The organism is Streptococcus sp. CF7_Ac1-12, from assembly GCF_024295905.1.
Classification (GTDB): Bacteria; Bacillota; Bacilli; order Lactobacillales; family Streptococcaceae; genus Streptococcus; species Streptococcus mitis_AP.
The window spans coordinates 141,473-162,030 of record NZ_JANCPG010000002.1; the positions used below are offsets into that span (position 1 = coordinate 141,473).

General features: G+C 37.1%; 14 protein-coding genes and 1 other annotated feature. Of the genes, 2 read left to right on the forward strand and 12 right to left on the reverse strand.

The genetic code is table 11. The annotated features are described in order from the left end of the window. The first annotated feature begins 32 nt into the window (after positions 1-32). Positions 33-1,379, forward strand: a complete 1,347-nt coding sequence (gene gdhA, locus NMM17_RS01820) for an NADP-specific glutamate dehydrogenase (protein ID WP_000199533.1) — start codon at positions 33-35, stop codon at positions 1,377-1,379. A 290-nt stretch (positions 1,380-1,669) separates the two neighbouring features. Here gdhA and NMM17_RS01825 read toward each other — a convergent pair whose 3' ends face one another. From NMM17_RS01825 to mecA, 10 genes are all read right to left on the reverse strand, one after another. Further along, on the reverse strand, positions 1,670-5,248 hold the full coding sequence (locus NMM17_RS01825; protein ID WP_254753721.1) for an ATP-binding protein: 3,579 nt from the start codon (positions 5,246-5,248) through the stop codon (positions 1,670-1,672). Between the two features lie 222 nt (positions 5,249-5,470). Further along, a complete protein-coding gene (gene rplL / locus NMM17_RS01830) occupies positions 5,471-5,839 on the reverse strand; it encodes a 50S ribosomal protein L7/L12 (RefSeq protein ID WP_001196965.1) in 369 nt (122 codons plus the stop codon). 73 nt (positions 5,840-5,912) lie between these two features. Continuing rightward, the gene (rplJ, locus tag NMM17_RS01835; protein ID WP_001287273.1) at positions 5,913-6,413 is read right to left on the reverse strand and encodes a 50S ribosomal protein L10; all 501 of its coding nucleotides are present in this window, start codon (positions 6,411-6,413) and stop codon (positions 5,913-5,915) included. Positions 6,414-6,451: 38 nt separating this feature from the next. Beyond that, positions 6,452-6,587 (reverse strand) — a sequence feature (ribosomal protein L10 leader region). A gap of 75 nt (positions 6,588-6,662) precedes the next feature. Next, a complete protein-coding gene (locus NMM17_RS01840) occupies positions 6,663-7,922 on the reverse strand; it encodes a TRZ/ATZ family protein (protein WP_000862482.1) in 1,260 nt (419 codons plus the stop codon). 114 nt (positions 7,923-8,036) lie between these two features. Further along, a complete protein-coding gene (locus NMM17_RS01845; RefSeq protein ID WP_001254274.1) occupies positions 8,037-9,785 on the reverse strand; it encodes an ABC transporter ATP-binding protein in 1,749 nt (582 codons plus the stop codon). A 1-nt stretch (position 9,786) separates the two neighbouring features. Next, positions 9,787-11,511, reverse strand: a complete 1,725-nt coding sequence (locus tag NMM17_RS01850; protein WP_000681727.1) for an ABC transporter ATP-binding protein — start codon at positions 11,509-11,511, stop codon at positions 9,787-9,789. 60 nt (positions 11,512-11,571) lie between these two features. Then, positions 11,572-12,510 carry a peptide-methionine (R)-S-oxide reductase MsrB gene (msrB, locus tag NMM17_RS01855; RefSeq protein WP_000818180.1) on the reverse strand — a complete coding sequence of 313 codons (939 nt, stop codon included), beginning with the start codon at positions 12,508-12,510 and terminating at the stop codon, positions 11,572-11,574. 259 nt (positions 12,511-12,769) lie between these two features. Then, the gene (thrB, locus tag NMM17_RS01860; RefSeq protein ID WP_254753722.1) at positions 12,770-13,639 is read right to left on the reverse strand and encodes a homoserine kinase; all 870 of its coding nucleotides are present in this window, start codon (positions 13,637-13,639) and stop codon (positions 12,770-12,772) included. A gap of 1 nt (position 13,640) precedes the next feature. After that, complete coding sequence (locus tag NMM17_RS01865) at positions 13,641-14,927, reverse strand: homoserine dehydrogenase (RefSeq protein ID WP_254753723.1); 1,287 nt, start codon at positions 14,925-14,927, stop codon at positions 13,641-13,643. 151 nt (positions 14,928-15,078) lie between these two features. Beyond that, the gene (mecA, locus tag NMM17_RS01870) at positions 15,079-15,816 is read right to left on the reverse strand and encodes an adaptor protein MecA (RefSeq protein ID WP_049552484.1); all 738 of its coding nucleotides are present in this window, start codon (positions 15,814-15,816) and stop codon (positions 15,079-15,081) included. 124 nt (positions 15,817-15,940) lie between these two features. On the opposite strand from mecA, the gene NMM17_RS01875 reads away from it, so the two are divergent. Beyond that, positions 15,941-17,419 (forward strand): oligosaccharide flippase family protein, encoded by a 1,479-nt coding sequence (locus NMM17_RS01875; protein WP_000789716.1) that lies wholly within the window; start codon positions 15,941-15,943, stop codon positions 17,417-17,419. A gap of 90 nt (positions 17,420-17,509) precedes the next feature. Here NMM17_RS01875 and NMM17_RS01880 read toward each other — a convergent pair whose 3' ends face one another. Beyond that, complete coding sequence (locus tag NMM17_RS01880; RefSeq protein ID WP_001290853.1) at positions 17,510-18,322, reverse strand: phosphorylcholine transferase LicD; 813 nt, start codon at positions 18,320-18,322, stop codon at positions 17,510-17,512. A 58-nt stretch (positions 18,323-18,380) separates the two neighbouring features. Beyond that, the gene (locus NMM17_RS01885; protein ID WP_254753724.1) at positions 18,381-20,540 is read right to left on the reverse strand and encodes a LicD family protein; all 2,160 of its coding nucleotides are present in this window, start codon (positions 20,538-20,540) and stop codon (positions 18,381-18,383) included. Positions 20,541-20,558 lie beyond the last annotated feature (18 nt).

Genomic DNA, 20,558 nt, shown 5'->3' on the forward strand with positions numbered 1-20,558 from the left:
ACATAATTAAATTAGAATTTAAGGAGAACGATATGACATCTGCTAAAGAATATATCCAAAGCGTGTTTGAAACTGTAAAAGCTCGTAATGGGCACGAGGCTGAATTCCTCCAAGCTGTTGAAGAATTTTTCAACACTTTGGAACCTGTATTTGAAAAACACCCTGAGTATATCGAAGAAAATATCTTGGCACGTATTACTGAGCCTGAGCGCGTGATTTCTTTCCGTGTTCCTTGGGTTGACCGTGATGGAAAAGTTCAAGTAAACCGCGGCTACCGTGTTCAATTCAACTCAGCTGTTGGACCATATAAAGGCGGACTTCGTTTCCACCCAACTGTAAACCAAGGGATTTTGAAATTCCTCGGATTTGAACAAATCTTTAAAAATGTCTTGACTGGACTTCCTATCGGTGGAGGTAAAGGTGGATCAGACTTCGATCCTAAAGGTAAAACAGATGCTGAAGTAATGCGCTTCTGCCAAAGCTTCATGACTGAATTACAAAAACACATCGGACCATCACTTGATGTACCTGCTGGTGATATCGGTGTTGGTGGACGTGAGATTGGTTACCTTTACGGTCAATACAAACGCCTTAACCAATTTGATGCTGGTGTCTTGACTGGTAAACCTCTTGGGTTTGGTGGTAGCTTGATTCGTCCAGAAGCAACTGGTTACGGTTTGGTTTACTACACTGAAGAAATGCTCAAAGCTAACGGTAACAGCTTTGCTGGTAAGAAAGTGGTTATTTCAGGTTCTGGTAACGTTGCTCAATACGCTCTTCAAAAAGCAACTGAACTTGGTGCTACTGTAATCTCTGTATCTGACTCAAACGGCTATGTCATCGATGAAAATGGTATCGACTTCGATCTTTTGGTTGATGTTAAAGAAAAACGTCGCGCTCGTTTGACTGAGTATGCAGCTGAGAAAGCAACTGCTACTTATCATGAAGGTTCTGTATGGACTTACGCTGGTAACTACGATATCGCTCTTCCATGTGCGACCCAAAACGAAATCAACGGTGAAGCAGCTAAACGTTTGGTTGCTCAAGGCGTTATCTGTGTATCTGAAGGTGCCAACATGCCAAGCGACCTTGATGCCATCAAAGTTTACAAAGAAAATGGTATCTTCTACGGACCTGCCAAAGCTGCCAACGCTGGTGGTGTAGCCGTTTCAGCCCTTGAAATGAGCCAAAACAGCCTTCGCCTCTCATGGACTCGTGAAGAAGTTGATGGACGTCTCAAAGACATCATGACCAACATCTTTAACACAGCTAAAACAACTTCAGAAACATATGGTCTTGATAAAGACTACCTTGCAGGAGCTAACATTGCTGCCTTTGAAAATGTGGCAAATGCCATGATTGCACAAGGCGTGGTATAAAAAAACAAATTACGGAAACTGACTACCCAGACGGGTAGCCAGTTTTTTCAATTCCTAAAATTTAAGATTCTAATATCCTTTATGCAAAAATATAGAATTCTACCTTTTTCTTTATATAGGCTAATGTTTTTAATATATTTATTGTCTATTTTTGAAAAGACAATAAAACTACTCTACTATAGATTATCATTTCCCACAATTCATAACTCAAACCTAATATTTTGTTATAAAACAGTAGATTTTATTTATTATATCTGGCACCTTAAAAAGTAAGAAATATAAATTAAAATTTAAAACTCTTTTTCCAATTCTCTTTCAATAGCTTTTCGCTTGCAATCAATTAGTTTATTCAAGTACAGTAGCAAGTTAATGTAGTCTATATCAGTTTCAAATATCTTTTTAATTCTTTCTAGGAGTTCTTTTTCTAATTCCAACACTGGAACATGACTACCAGTATAAAAATGTGAATAGGGAGTAAAATGTATTTCTTGGAATGAATTCTTACCAAATCCTTTAGCTCTGAGAAGATTAAATAGTATTAGTTTTTGATTGTTGTTTTCTAAAAATTCTACACCTAGATTGACCAATCTAATTGCAGATTGCTCATTATTTGTTTCCTCCAGTATTTCTAATATGATCTGACTGTCATTTTTTATAATATCATCAATCATATTGTTGTAGTAGTAATATGGCCTATTTATTGCAAAACGGATAAACTTTTTATAAATTTCTTTCTTATCTCTAAATTCATTTATAGAATGTACTACCATGTATTCTGAATTAGAATGACCTATTCTCAATTCATCAATTTTCTTCAAGACTTCTACCGAAAAATTAACATCTTTTTCACCTAATTTTTGAAAAAGATTATAGCTGTGATTCTGACAATTTTCTAAATTTATTAAATACCAAAACTTCAACTCTTTTACTCCAATTAGATTTATTAATTTTGGCACCTCTTCTTCTCTTATAAAATCAGAAATAACAAAATTTGTATTCCCAGCTTTTTGTATTAACAACTCTTTTAAACTAGGATCTTTCAAAATCAATCTCTCAAAATTTAAAATTGTAAAATAACATGGTAAAGAATTAGCTTCTAGAATACTCTTTAATGTTTGTATATCTTCATTTTTAACGTTTTCAAGTTGTGTTAAATAAGCAAGTTGCCATTCATATTTTTCTGATTCTGGAGAGGAAGCAATAACAGACTGCATTGAACTTTCCTCAATATTTTCTAAAAAACTAATCGGATTCCTATTTACAAAATGATAGTTTGATTTAAACATATAATTTAGAAATTTAATCTTTTTATCATTTTTTGATAGTAAAAACATATTGAATAGTACTAGCTCAATGTTATTGTCATTCATAAATAAGCTATGTTTGAATTGATTTGCAAAATTAAAAATTTTAAGCCAAACATTTGAATAGCTATTTGCAATTTGTTGTAGTTTAATTTCAGCAGCATCATAAAACCAAGCATGGTTAGGATTTGTTAAATTATTATATATTTTTTGTCTGTCAGAAATTATATAATCATCAAAAACAATCGGTAAGTTTTCTTTCACTTCAGCTTTATGCAAAGAATAAACTATTTTTTCTCCAATCATAGATAAGTTTTTAATGTCATTAAAAAATAATTTCCTAATATTTCTCAAATCTCCAAGGATAGTATTACGATGACTTTCTGAATAGGTCAAAATTTTTCTTCTGTAATCATATAGCATTTTCTCAATATAAAATCTAGTTTCACAACTCCCTATATTATACAAATTCGCTAAAAGTTTTAGTATACTTCTATGATACTGTTTTAATTTTTCACTATCCGGGACTTTATAGCGCCCAAAAGTAAATGTCTCTTCATGAGCTTCTGTTCTTTCGATTTCAATTTTAATATACTGCTTCAAAATTGTCACGATTAATTCTTGGTTATAACTTTTTGTCAAATCAAGATTAGCAAGTTCAGAAATGGTATTTTCAGCCAAGGTATAATCAATATATTCTCTTTCTGTAACCAACCCGTAGTTTGCTTCAAGAATACTATAAACCTCAGAAATTTTATTAGGATTTTTATCAAAGTACTTTAACAATAATTGGAGAATTTGACTACAATATTTTGTCCGTGTAGTTACAAATACAATATTTAAAACTGAATCCTCAATAGATTCCTTTTTATCCTTCTGATTAATAAAATTAGTCTTTGTATAAGCCTGAGACTCTATATTATCAATTTTATTTTTAACGTGTGAAATTGCTTCTAAAGGAAGTAATACTCCAAATTGTATTAAAAACTTTTCTTTAAGTTCATAACTTTCAAAATTACTTTCATTGTAATAATATGATTTAACTGCATCAGAAACGCTTTCTACATCACTCTCTTTCCTAATAAAATTGGAACATTGATTTAGTATTTGAACAACTCTTTGATCATTTACTGGATATAACTCATGTAAAATTTCTAAAATTGATATTTTCTTGTTAATTAAAAACTTGATAACTATATAATCATCTAATGATTGATCTGCTATCTTTACAATTTTGTCGTTATAAATATTACACAACTCTCTCTCGTGAAGCTTCTCCACTGCACTCTTAAAGTCAGTATTTGTTATATCAGTTATTTTTAGTAATTTTTTGAATTCCTGGTTCTCTTCTAAACTTTCCAGCCTAATCTTTTTTAAGTAAGATAAAATAAATAAAGTCTTTTGTTCTGCATAAATAATGTTATTTTTATTTAAAATTTCTTCATAGTAATCTTTTAAAATATCAGTCTCGTCATTAAAATTAGTCAAATCCCTAGAGCTAGATAACTTCGCTGCAATGACTGCAATACGCGGATTGCTTTTAGATATCGTTTTTATATGTTCAATTTCTTTATTGGTGAAATCGTTTCGAGAGAATTGATTGAGTAATTCCTTAAAATTATCATCTTTTATAAGTTCTGGCTCAATATTATTGTACCCATAAACTTTAACATTATTGATTACATCTTTTTTAGCATAATCACGTACCGTAAGAATAAACCGAATATTACTAGTCGTGTTCAGTAGCCCAAGTGTAGAAATATAATTTTGTGTAGTATTAACATCATCAATAAAAACAATATTTTCTTTGTGTAAATTTAGATTGCGTTTTACATCTTGGTAAATATCCTGATTATTGCTCTTGACACAAATAATGTTATACTTATTTCGGTCAAGCAAAGAGCAAATTTCAATTGCAAATCTAGTTTTCCCTGTTCCAGGCTTAGCAGATATTAAGAAGATTCGTTTTTCACTTGATTTAATGGTATTTATAATTTCACTTACATCTCCAATATAGTCATTTGATATAGGTGCATTAGTTTTACTCTCATCATGAATTCTTATGAAGTCATTGATAGACCAAACTTGCTCTGTAGATTCACTGATTGATAGATACTCCTTTGCTAAATATTGAAAATCTATCTTTGTAAGATCATTAGCAATTTCATTAATTCCAATCAATTCTAGCTGATAAGGTTCAGCCATTTTTTCTAGATCTTCTTTTTGTTTAATTGTTATATTTGAAGAAGTATGACAACAAATAAGCCTCCCAACTTTATCTTCAGCAATATTTTCCTCTAAAATTTTTTTCTTAACTGACTGAATGTCTCCTTCTAATTTAGATATTACAGACTTATGGGTGCCATACATAATATAAACATATTTACCATCTTCGTCAGCGTAAGAATCTGGGATCCCTTTAGTTGTTTTATCTGTTCCTTCCTGTGAGCCTAATGAAACAATATTAAAATTGTATTTTCTACTTAGGTACGCGTCACCTAGTTTTTGAAACTTCCCTCCCTCTAGCTCTTTAATATGTTGCTCAATTTTATTTCTTAAACTCATTATAAAAACCTTTCCAGATAAGTATTTCAACATAATTATATCACACTAGTCAAAACCATAAGGTATAGTTTAATTAACAAACTCTTGTACTACATTAATTTAGAGTAGTAAACCAATTATACAAAAATTATTGCTTTCCTGAACAACTATATAAAAAGAAAACCGCTACTCCCAAGAATAGCGGTTTAATCATGTTTTTAAGCTACTAATGTAGTTACTCTATTATTTAAGAGTAACTGAAGCTCCAGCTTCTTCCAATTTAGCTTTGATTTCTTCAGCTTCTGCAGTTGCAACGCCTTCTTTAACAAGTGCTGGTGCACCATCAACAAGTTCTTTAGCTTCTTTAAGACCAAGACCAGTGATTTCACGTACAACTTTGATAACGCCAACTTTTTTGTCGCCTGCAGATGTCAATTCAACGTCGAATGAATCTTTAGCAGCACCAGCGTCAGCAGCACCAGCTGCAGCAACAGCTACAGGAGCAGCTGCAGTTACACCAAATTCTTCTTCGATAGCTTTTACAAGGTCGTTCAATTCAAGGATTGAAGCTTCTTTAATTTCAGCAATAATGTTTTCAATGTTCAATGCCATTGTTATTTCCTCCAAATATGTTTTAAATTTATAATAGATTTTTCGTAGCTAGGCTACGCTGCGTAGCTTAAGATTAAGCTGCGTCTTCTTTGTTGTCTGCAACCGCTTTGACTGCAAGAGCAACGTTGCGCACTGGCGCTTGAAGTACAGAAAGGAGCATAGAAAGAAGTCCTTCGCGGTTTGGAAGAGTTGCAAGAGCAAGGATCTCTTCTTTAGATGCGACAGCGCCTTCGATTGCACCACCTTTGATTTCAAGTGCTTCAGCGTTTTTAGCAAAATCGTTCAAGATTTTCGCTGGTGCGATAACATCTTCGTTAGAAAATGCTACTGCAGATGGTCCAACAAATACTGATGCAAGATCTTCAAGACCAGCTTTTTCAGCTGCACGACGCAAGATTGAGTTTTTAATCACTTTATACTCAACTTCGCTTCCACGAAGCTCACGACGAAGAACTGTATCTTGCTCAACTGTCAAACCACGAGCGTCTACAACGACGATAGATGCAGCAGCTTTCATTTTTTCAGCTACTACGTCAACTAGTTCCGCTTTTTTAGCAATAATTGCTTCACTCATTAGTGTGTTCACCTCCGTTATTATTTTGCTTGGGGAATTTTTCCAAAAGAAAAACGCGCCCAAACCTAGACACGAAAGTACAATACGCTTCTTTTTACATGATACGTTTTGTCCTCGGTAGGATACTTATGAGTCGAGCTCCCCTACTGTCTTAGGCAGTTTTTTCAAACCGTATATAAGTATAGCATAGTCAAAAAAAGAATGCAAGATTTTTGCAAACTTTTTTTAAAATTTTTCGTGATTGTTCTTTTACAGTTCTACTGTCAGGACTCGGCCTTGCTTCACAACCTGTTCTCCGGCGATATAAACATCATCTACATCACTGGATTTAACAGCATAAACCAGGTGAGATAGCATATTTTCTTTGGGTTGGAGATGAATTTTTCCCTGTGGTTGAATAACCAGAAAATCTGCTTGCTTGCCAACTTCCAGACTTCCTATCTGTTCTTCCATTCCTAGGACCTTAGCCCCTTCGATTGTCAGTGCCTTAAGAGCTGTTTCGATTGGAAATTGGCTAGCATCTCCGCTCTTCATTTTCTGTAGTAGTGCGGCTGTCCGTCCTTCCTCAAACATATCTAGATTATTATTGGAAGCAACCGAGTCAGTCGCAATTCCGACTGCTACACCTGCTTTTTGGAGTTGGATAATTGGAGCAATTCCTGAGGCCAGTTTGAGATTACTGATAGGATTGTGGGCGATAGCCACTTGAGAGGTTGATAAACGTTCAATTTCTCGCTCGTTTAATTCGACCCCGTGAGCAAAGACAGACGGATGCTCTAAGTAACCCAGTTCTTCTAGAAAGGCGAGTGGACGTTTACCGTATCGTTTCAGGATAATGCCTGATTCCTCCTTGGTCTCCGCAACATGGATATGGATTGGAATATTCAGTTCTTTCGCCATATCTAAGCTCGTTTCCAGCAAATCTCTACTACAGCTGTAAGGAGAGTGAGGAGCTACCATAACCTTGAAATTTGGATTTTCATATCCTAAGATTTCCTCGATGATGCCTCGTGTTCTAGTAATGGTCTCAGTAGTTGTTTCTGCCTCTGAAGAAAAGAGGGTCGGTGAGAAATAACAACGCATCTTAGAATCTTTCACTGCCTGATAAATCCGCTCAATATCCACACCATTGGGATTATACATATCATTAAAGGTTGTTGTTCCTGACTGGAGCATCTCTGTCAGAGCTTCTTTGACCGCCTTGGTAGTCATGTCGGGAGTAAACTCAGCTTCTGCTGGCCAGATATAGTCATTGAGCCATTCATGAAGATTGCTATCATCTCGAATCCCCCTCAAACCTGTCATAGCAGAATGAGTGTGACAATTAACCAAACCAGGCATGATCCAGGCTCCCTGATAGTCTATAATCTGCTCAGCTTGCTCTAAAATCTCTGACTTCTCTTGACCGATATACACGATTTGAGAATCCTTAACAGCTAAGATTCCATCTATATAGACATGGAAATCTTGATCACAAGTCACGATATTTACATGCTGAAAGACTTTCATACTAGGCTCCTTTTCTAAAAGACAATTTAAAGTGAACAATTTTTCTAGCTATTGTAACAAAAAAGTCACCCGAAGGCAACTTTTTTTGTCCATAAGATTTCAAAGTAGAAAGGATTAGTCAGAGCTAAAAGCTGCAGCTTGTTGCATTTGGTAATACTTGCCCTTTCGAGTCATGAGATTCTGATGATTGCCATACTCAACGATGTCACCATCCACCAAGACTAGAATCAGATCCGCATCTTGAATGGTTGACAAACGGTGGGCGATGATAAAACTTGTGCGCCCCTTCATGAGCTTAGCAAAGGCATCCTGAACCAGCACTTCTGTCCGTGTATCGATAGAAGAAGTCGCCTCGTCTAAGATAAGAATCTTTGGAATAGCCAGAAAGACACGCGCAATGGTCAAAAGTTGAGCCTGACCGGCAGAGAGAGATTCACCTGCATTTTCTAGCTTTGTATCATATCCCTGTGGCAACTGTTGGATGAAAAAGTCTGCATTGGCTGCTTTGGCAGCAGCAATCACCTGCTCCCTACTGGCATCAGGATTTCCAAAAGCAATATTGTCATGAATGGTCCCTTGCTTGAGCCAGGTTTCTTGAAGCACCATTCCAAACTGCTGTCGAAGAGAGGCACGACTATAATCATAAATGGATTTCCCGTCCAGCAAGATATCTCCTGAATTAATGGGATAAAAACGCATAAGAAGATTGATAAGCGTTGATTTTCCGGCACCTGTCGGGCCAACAATAGCCACCTTGCTACCAGCTGGGATGTCAATAGATAAATCCTTAATCAAAATCTTTTCAGGATTGTAACCAAAAGAGACCTGTTTAAAGGAAATTGCTCCCTTAACCTGGTCACTGGTCAAGACTTCCTTACCTGTTTCAACCACTTCAGGACTTTCTAAGACAGCATAAACACGCTCTGCACATGCCAAGGCACTTTGCAATTCGGCTAAAACTGAAGAAATATCGTTAAAGGGTTTGGTGTACTGTTGGACATAGTTCAAAAAGGTCACTAAACGCCCGATGGTCAAGGTAGACCCCATCATGATACGATAAGCTCCTACTCCAGCTAGAAGAGCATAAATGAGCGCATTAACAAAGCGAGTCGAAGGATTGACCGTTGAAGAATAAAAGATGGCTGACTGAGAGTAGCTTGAGTAGTTGTCATTAGCCTCACGCAGCCTTTGGATAAACTCTGTTTGAGCATTAAAAGACTGGATAATCGTCTGTTGGCTAAGCGATTCTTCAATCAACTGGGTCTGAATTCCCCTCGTCTCTGTTTGCTTCTGAAATAGATGATAGGAGCGTTTAGCAATAAAGCGTGAGATTACCATAGATAGTGGCGTCAACAGCAAGACTAAGAGGGTCATGAGGAGATGAATTTGGAGCATGGCTAGAATACTAACCAAAATCATCAAGACGCCAATGAAAAATTGGTTAAAAATCATGGTCAAGCCAACTGCTAACTGTTCTATATCCGTGGTTACACGACTGACCATTTCTCCACTGCCTTGCCGATCTACAAAAGAAATCGGTAAACGATGGAGCTTATGGATGATTCGCTCTCGCAAGTTTCTAGTATAAGAGAAGATTAGGCGATTATAGAGGAGAGGATTGACCCATTGAACGAGAGTATTTCCTATGACCACCAAAATCATCTGAATGAAAATGTGCCAAAAAACTGATGATGAACCAGTCACTAGGACTTGGTCGATGACCTGCCCAATCAAGATAGGTAGGTAGATTGATAAACCAACCTGAGCAATAGTTCCTAGAAAGGCTAAGAAAAGGAGGAAAGGATGGCTTGCTAAATCTTTGGCCAAACGTATGAACGTCTGGTTTGCAGTTTGTCGTCTCATGCTAGTCCTCCTTTCCATGTTGGGATGCGTTGATTTCACGATAGACTTGACTGGACTTCATCAAGTCCTCATGCTTGCCGATAGCTAGAAGCTCACCTTTTTCCAAGAGGAGAATCTGGTCAGCCATCTGTAAAGTCGAGGTTCGTTGAGAAATCAAGATTAAGCTTGTATTTGGTAAGTTTTCTCGGATAGCTTTCAAGAGCTTGGACTCAGTAATGGTGTCGAGGGCCGAGGTCGCATCATCTAGGATGAGAAATGGAGCTTGGCGCAAGACTGCTCGAGCGATCGACAACCTTTGTTTTTGTCCACCTGAGAAATTTCGTCCTCCTGCCTCAACTAGGGTATCTAAGAGCCCTTCCTTTTCACTAACAAAATCCTTGGCTTGTGCAATTTCCAAGGCCTGCCATAGTTCTCGGTCAGTTACTTCTTGATCTAAACCTAGAGTCAAGTTGGAACGAATAGTTCCCTTAAAGAGTTCAACCTTTTGGGGCACATAGGCAATCCAAGACCGCCACTCCTCCAAATTACGAGGACTAGATCCATCTCGATAAAGGTCAATGCTTCCCTTATCTGCTGGATAAAGTCCAAGGATGAGTTGTACCAAGCTTGATTTACCAGAACCCGTTCCCCCAATAATACCAAGGATTTTCCCTTGAGTCAGGTCAAAGGAAATATCTCTCAGAGAAGGCTGGGCCGCATCAGGATAGGTAAAGGTCAGTCCTTGAACTTGTAAAACCTGATTACTAGTAGTTTGCTTTTGTTCTAATTCTAAATGGATATTTTCTGGAGCTTCAGCAAAGACTTCCTCGATTCGCTTAGCAGAGATATAGGACTGGTTTAGGGAATTTATCAGCATAGCTAGCTTGACCAATTCCACCAAAATCTGTAGGAGATAGTTGATGAGGGCAATAAGAGCACCTTGACTGAGTAAGCCTCCTTGTATAGAAATATAGCCTTGCCAGATGATAACGAGAAGAGTTCCATTGACAATCAGATAGGTCAAAGGTGTTAATAAACTAGACCAGAAACCAGTTTTCTCTTGTAATCTAGCATAGACTTGGTTAAGGATTTGAAAAATCTGTAACTCTCGTTTTTCTTGCCCAAAAGCACGAATAACTCGCATCCCTTGTAATTGCTGGCGCGTTTCTTGAACCAATTGGTCCGTTTTCATTCTGAAACTGCTGTAGAGAGGATTGACCAGTCGAGAGAGGCCTACAATGATAATGGTCAAAATGACAACCATGACTAAAAACCAGAGAGTCAACTCAGTTGAGATTCGATAGGCCATAAAGATAGCTCCAAAAACGATAATTGGTGCTCGCAAAAAGAGACGCAGGAATTGATTGATACCAGTCTGAATCTGGTAGGTGTCCGAAGTCAAGCGAGTCACCAAGCTCGAAGTTGTCAAACGGTCTCTGCTGTCCTTAGGCAATGAAAGAATATGACGATAGAGGTCGTCTGTCAGTTCTTTGGCAAATCCTACCGCTGCCTTGGCTGAGTAAAACTGAGCTATCAAGGCCACTACAACGCCAATCACTGCAAAGATAAGGAGCAGACCAATCTGCATCCAAAGATGTCCTTGATTTCTCTGAGGCAAGGATTGGTCAACAATTCCAGCAATCACCATGGGAACCAAGAGCTCAAAAACAGCTTCTAACAGCTTGAACAAGGGGGCTAAAATTGATTCCTTGATGTAGGGTTTGAAGTAAGATAATAAGTGTTTCATAAATCCCTTCTATTCGTATACTAGAAATAAAGAAAGTGGGAATCGCCCACCATCTCTGTTTTATTTGTTTAAGTAAGGCAATAAATAGCCATATCCTGCCTCTTCCATCTCATCCTTGGCTACAAAACGCAAGGAAGCCGAATTAATACAGTAACGGAGACCACCTAACTCCCGAGGGCCATCTGTGAAAACATGCCCCAAGTGAGCATTGCCTGACCGAGAACGAACTTCTATTCGCTCCATTCCATGGCTCAAATCCTTGTAGTAGTGAATCAATTCCTTAGAAATCGGACGGCTAAAACTTGGCCAACCACATCCTGAAGCAAACTTATCCTTGGCAAAAAAGAGTGGCTCACCCGTCGTGATGTCTACATAAATCCCTTCTTCAAAGGTTTGGTCATAGGCATTGCTAAATGGAGCCTCTGTAGCAGCTTCTTGGGTGACACGATAGGACTCTTCTGATAAACTGTCCTTCAACATTTCTTGACTAGGTTTTTCATAGTTTGCTGCATCAATCAATGGCTTCTCAGCATCCGCCACATCGATATGACAGTAACCTGAAGGATTTTTCTTAAGATAGTCTTGGTGGTAATCTTCAGCTAAGATATAGTGGCGAAGTTTCTCCACCTCTACTGCAATCTTTCGACCCAGCATGCGTTCCTGCTCCTGCACCACAGTGTAGATAGCTGGCAAATCTGCTTCATCTTGGTAATAAATCCCAGTTCGATATTGGCGACCACGGTCATTCCCTTGTTGATTGATAGATAAAGGGTCGATGACACGGAAATAATAAAGCAAAATCTCTCTGAGTGACACTGCCTTCTCATCGTAAATTACTTGAACCGTTTCTGCATGGTCTGTTTCCTTGAGCAGCTGGTAATTGGTCGTTTCGACTTGTCCATTAGCGTAGCCAACACTGGTTGCTAGCACTCCAGAAATGCGGGAAAAATACTCCTCTAGGCCCCAAAAACAACCGCCTGCTAGATAAATTTCTGCCATCTTTATTTCTCCTTTATCAAGTTTTTAACTAATACTCCTCGAAAATCTCTTCAAACCACGTCAGCTTACATCTGCAACCTCAAAATAGTATTTTGAGCTAACTTCGTCAGTTCTATCCACAACCTCAAAACGCTGTTTTGAGCAACCTGCGGCTAGCTTCCTAGTTTGCTCTTTGATTTTCATTGAGTATAAACTTCTTTTCAAAAAAAGGATAGGAAGCCCTCTGGTCAAGTGGTTTCCCCATCCTGTCTTCTATTCTTTATTTTGCTTCGACACGGACACCTTGGGTATCAACTTTCAAGCCATGCAGTTTTCCTTTGAAGGGTTGCTTTTCCAATTCAGCTTTAATCTTCGGCATCTTGTCATGAGAAGCCAAGACCATAACTGTCGGTCCAGCACCAGAGAGATAGGTTGCATAGGCACCATTTTCTTTAGCCACTTGCTTAATCGTCGCAAATTCTCTTACCAAGTCCTGACGATAGCGCTCATGGAAGAGGTCTCCCTCGATTGCTTGCCCAGCGGTCACCATGTCTCCTGCCAACAAGGCTGCAACCACCACATTGGCGATAGAACTGGCAGCAACAGCTTCTTTGTAAGACAATTTCTTAGGCAATACACCACGGCTGTCTCGAGTACGCAATTCATAGTTTGGAATGTAGGCTAGGAAATCACACTCTGGAAAGTCTGCTACAATAGCAGAAACTTGTCCATCAACAGAGCTTGCAATAACGAGATTACCATAGATTGCTGGAGCCACATTGTCAGGATGTCCTTCAATCTTAGTCGCCAACTGCAATTTTTCATGGTCTGACAAGTTGAGCTGACCCAGTTGGTTGGCTAGCTCAATCCCAGCAACGATAACCGAGCTAGAAGAACCCAAACCACGCGCCAAGGGAACATCACTGGTCATTTTCAAGCGTCTTGGTTGCAAGTCCGGTACAATTTGCAAAGCAATTTTGAGCAAGAGATTACGCTCGTCATGTGGAATCCATTTGCCAATCTGGTGTTCAATCAACCACTCATCTCGTTCTTCGCAGACCTCAATTTGAAGATACTTGGTTACAGCTACACCGACCGAGTCAAAACCTGGCCCGATATTGGCACTGGTTGCAGGTACGATAATCTTCATCTTATTCTCCTAGCACCTTGAATGTATTCAAGAGGTCGAATTCTGAAACCTTCTTCAATTCAGCTGAAACATTTTCAAGCTGGGCTTTATTAATCTTATGTGTGATGATAACGACACGCGCCTTATCACCTTCTTTGCCATCTTGGAGAATTTGCTTGAAGGAAATATCTTGAGCGTTGAAAATCTCAGCCAATTTCAAGACCTGACCTTTTGAGTCTGGAGCCAAGATTGAGAAATAGTAGTTTGCTTTAACATCCTCAGGATTTGCCAAGACCAAGTCACGGCTGTATTCGTTGAAGTCTTTTCCAATTGTTCCATCATTCAAGCGACGAACGATACGGACAATATCCGCCACAACACTTGTTGCAGTTGGTTTTTGACCAGCACCTGGTCCATAGTACATAGACTCACCGATACCAATAGATTCTACAAAGACAGCGTTCATTACGCCATTCACACTAGCAAGTGGGTGTGATTTAGGTAGGAAGGTTGGAGTTACTTCTGCAGCAATCCCTGAAGGAGTTTCCTCGATAGAACCAACCAATTTCACTACATAACCAAGCTCTTGAGCTACAGCTACATCTTCTGGTGTGATGTTACGAATTCCCTTGTGGGCTACGTCATCGAAGGCAACCTTCATGCCAAAGGCAAATTGGCTCAAAATCACCATCTTGTAGGCTGCATCAATCCCATCTACGTCATTTGTAGGGTCACTTTCTGCAAATCCTAGACGTTGCGCTTCCGCAAGAGCATCATCATAAGACCAGCCTTCTTCGACCATCTTGGTCATCATGAAGTTGGACGTTCCGTTGACTACTCCAAGCACGCGCGTAATTTTGTCAGAAGCCAAGGAATTTGCCAAAGTACGAAGAATTGGAATCCCACCAGCTACTGCTGCTTCATAGTAAAGTGCTACCTTGTTAGCTTTAGCGATTTCTAACAGTTCTGCACCATGGACAGCCAAAAGGTCCTTGTTAGCAGTAACAACGTGTTTGCCAGCCTCCAAGGCACGAGTGATAAAGGTCTTAGCAGGTTCGATACGACCCATCAATTCCACTACGATCGTAATGTCTTGATCTGACAAAATATCATCCACATTGGTTACAAAGTTAAAGTCATTCCCTGCTGCAAGCAAGCGGTTCTTTTCATCTTCATCCTTGACCAATACCTTAGCAACTTCAATCTCTGAATGTGCTGATTGATTGATTTTTTCTCCATTTTCCTTTAGGAGGAAAGGCACACCACTTGCAACGGTACCAAATCCTAGTAAAGCAATTTTAACTGTCATGTTTGTCTCCTCGAAATTTTCTAATATAGCCATTATAACAGAATTTTATGAAAATTCCTATTATAGTAAATCACTATTTCAGTCTAGAAAAGAAAAAACGAATCAGACGATTCGCTCTTCTTAAAATCTAGAAATAGCTTTCCAGAAATGATTATCCAATCTTTTGCAGATTAAGTACTGCATCGTGATTCATCAAGACTTGACCATATTCTTGCAAGACTGAACGACTGATATCACTATCGTCTGCAAACTCGCGCATACGGGCCAAAAGCCACGCTGGATATGGACTTGGATGATTTTCAATATCCACTAAAATGGTCAAATAATAGCGCTCATTCATCTTGTAGAGTTCAGAAGTTTCCATCTCAAAAGTCACTGTCTTAGCAAAAGACACCAAGTCAGCCAACTTAGCAAAAGAAAGGATGTAATAGATGTAAGGCTCTTTCTTACTTTCAACTTCTTGTTCAGCCTGCTCTTGCTCTTCTTCCTTGGCTTCAACCTGCTCTAGAGATTGAATGGCTTCGATATCATCCTTAGTTTTGTCTGCGATGCTTTTTTCCAAGGTTTTGATAAATTCATCTGGCGACATTTGAGCCAATTCTTCCATGTCTGGCAAATCCGATAAGTCTTCAAAATCTAGATTTTGGTCAATCTTTGATTTGGTTACAAAAACATCAACCTTATCAGGTTTTGGAGTCACACGGAAGCTCAACATACCTGTATCCAAAAAGCTCTCAGGCATCTCTAACTCATCCAAGATGGCATAAAAGAACTCTTCTGTTTTTTCTTGAGGAACAAGAAAGTCAGCAATCTCCATGCCACGATCCATCAAATCCTCTAAAGACATCGTGATTTTCAAAGTTGTATCACTAATTTGTTTCATTTTCATTGCTAGTAACCTCATACTTTCAGTTCTATCTATTATACTAGATTTTTACGATTTTATCAAAAGAATGGAGCGAGAATGTGATATAATACTAGAGACCATTTTACAATACAAGAAAGAAAGTACAATGAAAAATATAAAAGTTAATGCACTGGCTAGCTTACTAGTCAATGTTCTCAATATCGTTTTTCCGCTGATAACCAATCCTTATCTGACTCGGATTCTCAGCAAATCCAATTACGGTTATTTCAATACCGCAAATACCTGGGCTAGCTTTGTCATTCCTTTAGCCGCATTTGGAATCTATAACTACGGAATTCGAGCTATCAGTAAGGTCAAGGATGATAAAAATAAAATCAACTATGTTTTCTCTAAGTTATTCTATATCTCCATTATCACATCTGTTCTAACAACAAGTATCTATTTCCTATTTATTTATCTGGATAATAGTATTGAAAATTTGAAAGAACTCTACTATATACTTGGTGTCCAGGCTCTCTTCCAATTCCTTTATATCGAGTGGATGAATGAAGCTTATGAAAATTATGCATTCATCTTATACAAAACATTGGTTATTCGTATTGCCATGTTGGTCGCTATCTTCACCTTTGTAAAAACTCCAAATGATATCGTACCTTATGCAATCATCATGAGTGCAACGACAATTCTCAACTATCTACTCAGTTTTCTCTGGATTAAACGAGAAGTTTCCTTTGTTAAGATTGGTCTTGTCGAATTAGTCAAAGCATCTAAACCACTCTTGACCATGTTGCTTCTAGCTAATGCCAATATGCTCTACACCTTACTTGATAGAATGTTTATTACCAAAGGACCTGATGAAAACTACATTTCTTATTACACCATTGCTTCTAGCATCGTTATGTTGATTGCCAGTGTCCTGAGTGGAGCTATCAACGTTAGTATTCCACGTCTCGGCTACTATCTCGGTAAGAAAGACTACGAATCTTATAAAAATCTTCTGAACCAAGGAGCTGCCCTCTTTTATTTCCTTATCATTCCAACCAGTATTGGGATTATGGTATTAGGGAACTACGCTGCAGTCATCTACTCTTCTGAAAAATACCTTGAAGCTGGTATTGTGACTAGTGTCTTCGCTTTTCGGACTATCATTTGGGCTATTGAGTTGATTCTTGGTAAACAAATTATCTTCATCAACGACCACGAAAATCGTTTAACAGCCTTTTACTTTATTGGTGGCGGCGCTAATATCCTACTCAACAGTCTCTTGTATTTCAATAATATTTTTGCACCAGAGTATTACATTGCTACTACTATTATTGCAGAAACTGTAGTTGTTCTACTAGAAATTTACTTTATCAAGAAACATCATCTGCTTGACTTAAAAGAAATCTTTACTACTTTAACACGCTATACTATTGTATCCCTTGGATTCATCCCGATCTATTTTGCGTTTAAATTCCTTTTCCAAATCAACTCTTATACAGTTAACCTCAATATGATACTCATGGTACTCTCGACTGTTGCAACCTGTGGAATCTATTATCTCTTGACGCTATTTCTTACCAAAGATAAAACACTCCACTATGCACTCAATCTTGCTCTTGCTAAGATTAAAAGAAATTAAAAAATCACCTACCTATCTAAAACAAGGAATATCCCAGTAGATAGGTAGGTGATTTATTTTATCGAATTATCAAAACAACTTGCTCATAAATTAATCAATCCAGTAATTTTTATCAGTTCCTGGATTTTGATTTTCAATAGGCGGAGGAGTCATATAGTCTTCACCAAACTCGTAAACCAGAATCTCATGGAATTTTCTAGGAACCTTCACAAGAATATTCTCATATGGCATTTCAATTGTATCATATAGCCACTCTTTCTTAATTCCACTTGGATAGTAAGAGTCATAGGTAGTACATGCAAGATCTGTAGACTGCTCAACATCATATTGCAAAGCTAACTTCTCTAATTTTTCATTCCATTTCTGTGGAGAAGTCAGTCTAAAAATTGTAGATGCAAAATAACGTGGTAAATTTTTGACACCTCCATTATCTATTTTGACTCCTTTAAAATTCAGAGACGAAAGTCGAATAAATTGTTTATAAAGCCTCATCTTTTTTCTATCACGTTCATCTGTAACAACACCATCGTATGGGAAAATGTCAACACAAGTACCTAGAATAACCGACTTATCTAAAAGATTAGCATCTCTTCTTGTCCTCACATCATAAACTCTCATATATGTATAAGGGTAGCCTTTTGTTTCTCTATATGAAATTAATCTGTAATAGGGATGTTTTTCATTTTTTAATATCTCATAGAGCTTTTCAAATTCATCTCGAGCCAAAGAAATATCGGTATCATCATCCCAAGGAATAAAACCTTTATGGCGTACAGCTCCTAGCAAGGTTCCAAAATCAATAAAATACTTGATTTCATGTTCCTCACACAATTCATGCAAATAATTTAAAATATCTAATTCAATTTGTTTAATTTCTTCAAGAGTCAAAATTTTCTCTGACATCTATTATTCACTCCTAATCTTTTTATATCGAGTCAATGGTTTCTTCATTTCAATAACATCATTGGGATACCTTAATAATTTTCCACAATTGAAAATCATGATGAGAGAACCTTAGCTCAACTGGTGGCAGTTGCGTATAATCTCCGTAGTCCGAGGTCAGAATTTCATGATAGTCTTTTGGAATCATAAATTCCTTACCTTCGAATACACCCGTAATAGTTTGATTCAACCACTCCCGCTTCCAGACTGGTTTATTCATATCTTTATAAATAAGATAGTCAACCAACTCGTAATCATCTACTTTTCTAGATTTAGCAAGCTCATCAATGCCTCTAATATACTTATTCGTATTTGTGAAATAGAAGATAATGACTGATATATAGCGAATTAAAGAATTTAATAGACTTTTAGTATTGGTAATCCCTTTAAATGTATAACAGCTTAATTGACGTTTTTTTATAAGTCTCGTCATTTTATCTTTAAAAACCGAGTCATCCTCGTAACCATCTACAGGGAAAATATCTACATAAATTCCCATATTGGAATCAATTCGAACATCTTCTTCTAGTAAATAAGTTTGATTATCCTGCACTTTCATGAAGGGATAGACATAGTTGAGATTATTTTTATAAGACATCACTTCGTAACGTTCATCAGGGTTAGCGATAAGATAGTCTTGCAACTTTTCATAATCTTCTCGTAACATACAGATATCCATGTCATCATCCCAAGGAATAAAACCTTTGTGACGAACCGCACCGATAAGACTGCCATAAGCTAGGAAATATTTGACACCAATTTTCTGACAAGTTTCATGAATGTATTCCATGATTCCTAGTTCCATCTGTTGAATCTCTCTAATATCAGTTACTTCCTGGTAACGAATACCTTCATCACGTTTGCAAACAACTAATCCATAACCAATAATCAACCAAAAAATAATATTGATAAAGTTAGTTGAGTACATAATCTGACTTTCAAATAATTGACCGAACAAGATGCCAAAGAAAAGAATCATAATCAACTTTTCAGAGTTCTTTTTGGAAACAATCAAATAAGTCAAAAAGCGCTTAATTACATATCCTAGTAGAAGCAGAAAGGATACTAAACCTAAAATTCCAGAACTAACAAATATCGTTACCAAAATGTTATGGAAATTTCCACCAATAAGAGAATTTTGAATTTCGAATTTACTGAAATATTTTGTGTAATAATCTGGAACATTCCTTACACCGTAACCAAAAATTGGTTTCGCACTTCCCATTTTTATAGCATTTTTCCAAATATAAGTTCTACCACTAGGTGTTGTTTCTATTAGATGAAGTTCACCTGTTTTTTTTATAACTGAAGAATCCGTTTCTGCATAAGATTGTCCTTTATTTAAGTCTAATACAGTCGCTTTCCCCGAAGATATGTAAATAGAAGTTACATAACTCAATCCGATGTTAGTAGCAGAAACAAGTAAAGCAGAAACAATAAATATTAGAAATCGCTTAGCTAACTTGCCCCTGTTAATAAAGAAACTATAAAACCCAATCATTAACACTAAAGATAATAAAGCACCCCTACTTTGCATGGTTGCGAAATAAACTAATTGAATCACATTATTCAGTTTAAGATAGACAGAATATTTACTTCCTTTATGAATCAAATACATAGCCAAAACAATGCTAATATATGAAAAAATTGCACTAGCATTGGGATTGACAATTCCCCACAAACGCCCATTCATAACACCATAGTAATAAGATTGCTGTCCAATTTTAAATAGGATAAGTACTTTACTTACTAATAATGTAAATGCAAAAATCGCAGAAGAAAAAGAAATAATTTGAATAGTGTAAGCAATCCAATCAAATAATTTCTTTAATTGACCTGATTCTAACATGGTAAATAATAAAATATAGGTTACCATAAAGAGAATCTCAATCACATTTCCAATCAAATGTCCAGAGCGATTGAAAATAGCTGATAACAGATGACTTCCAGCCAATAGACCAAATAAGGACAGAAATTTACGATCTACTATGATTTTTTTCCACTTAAACAATAATGTATAGCAAATATAAAACAATACAATTGCTGATAATCCCTTATAAAGAGGATTGGCTATCTTATAAACTAGTGAACTCATACTTAAAATCGAAATAAAAACAAACAGATATGAAACCCATAGTTTTGATTTTTCAAAGTATTCATTCATTATTGGAAAATTCATTTTCAACTCCTTCTCATA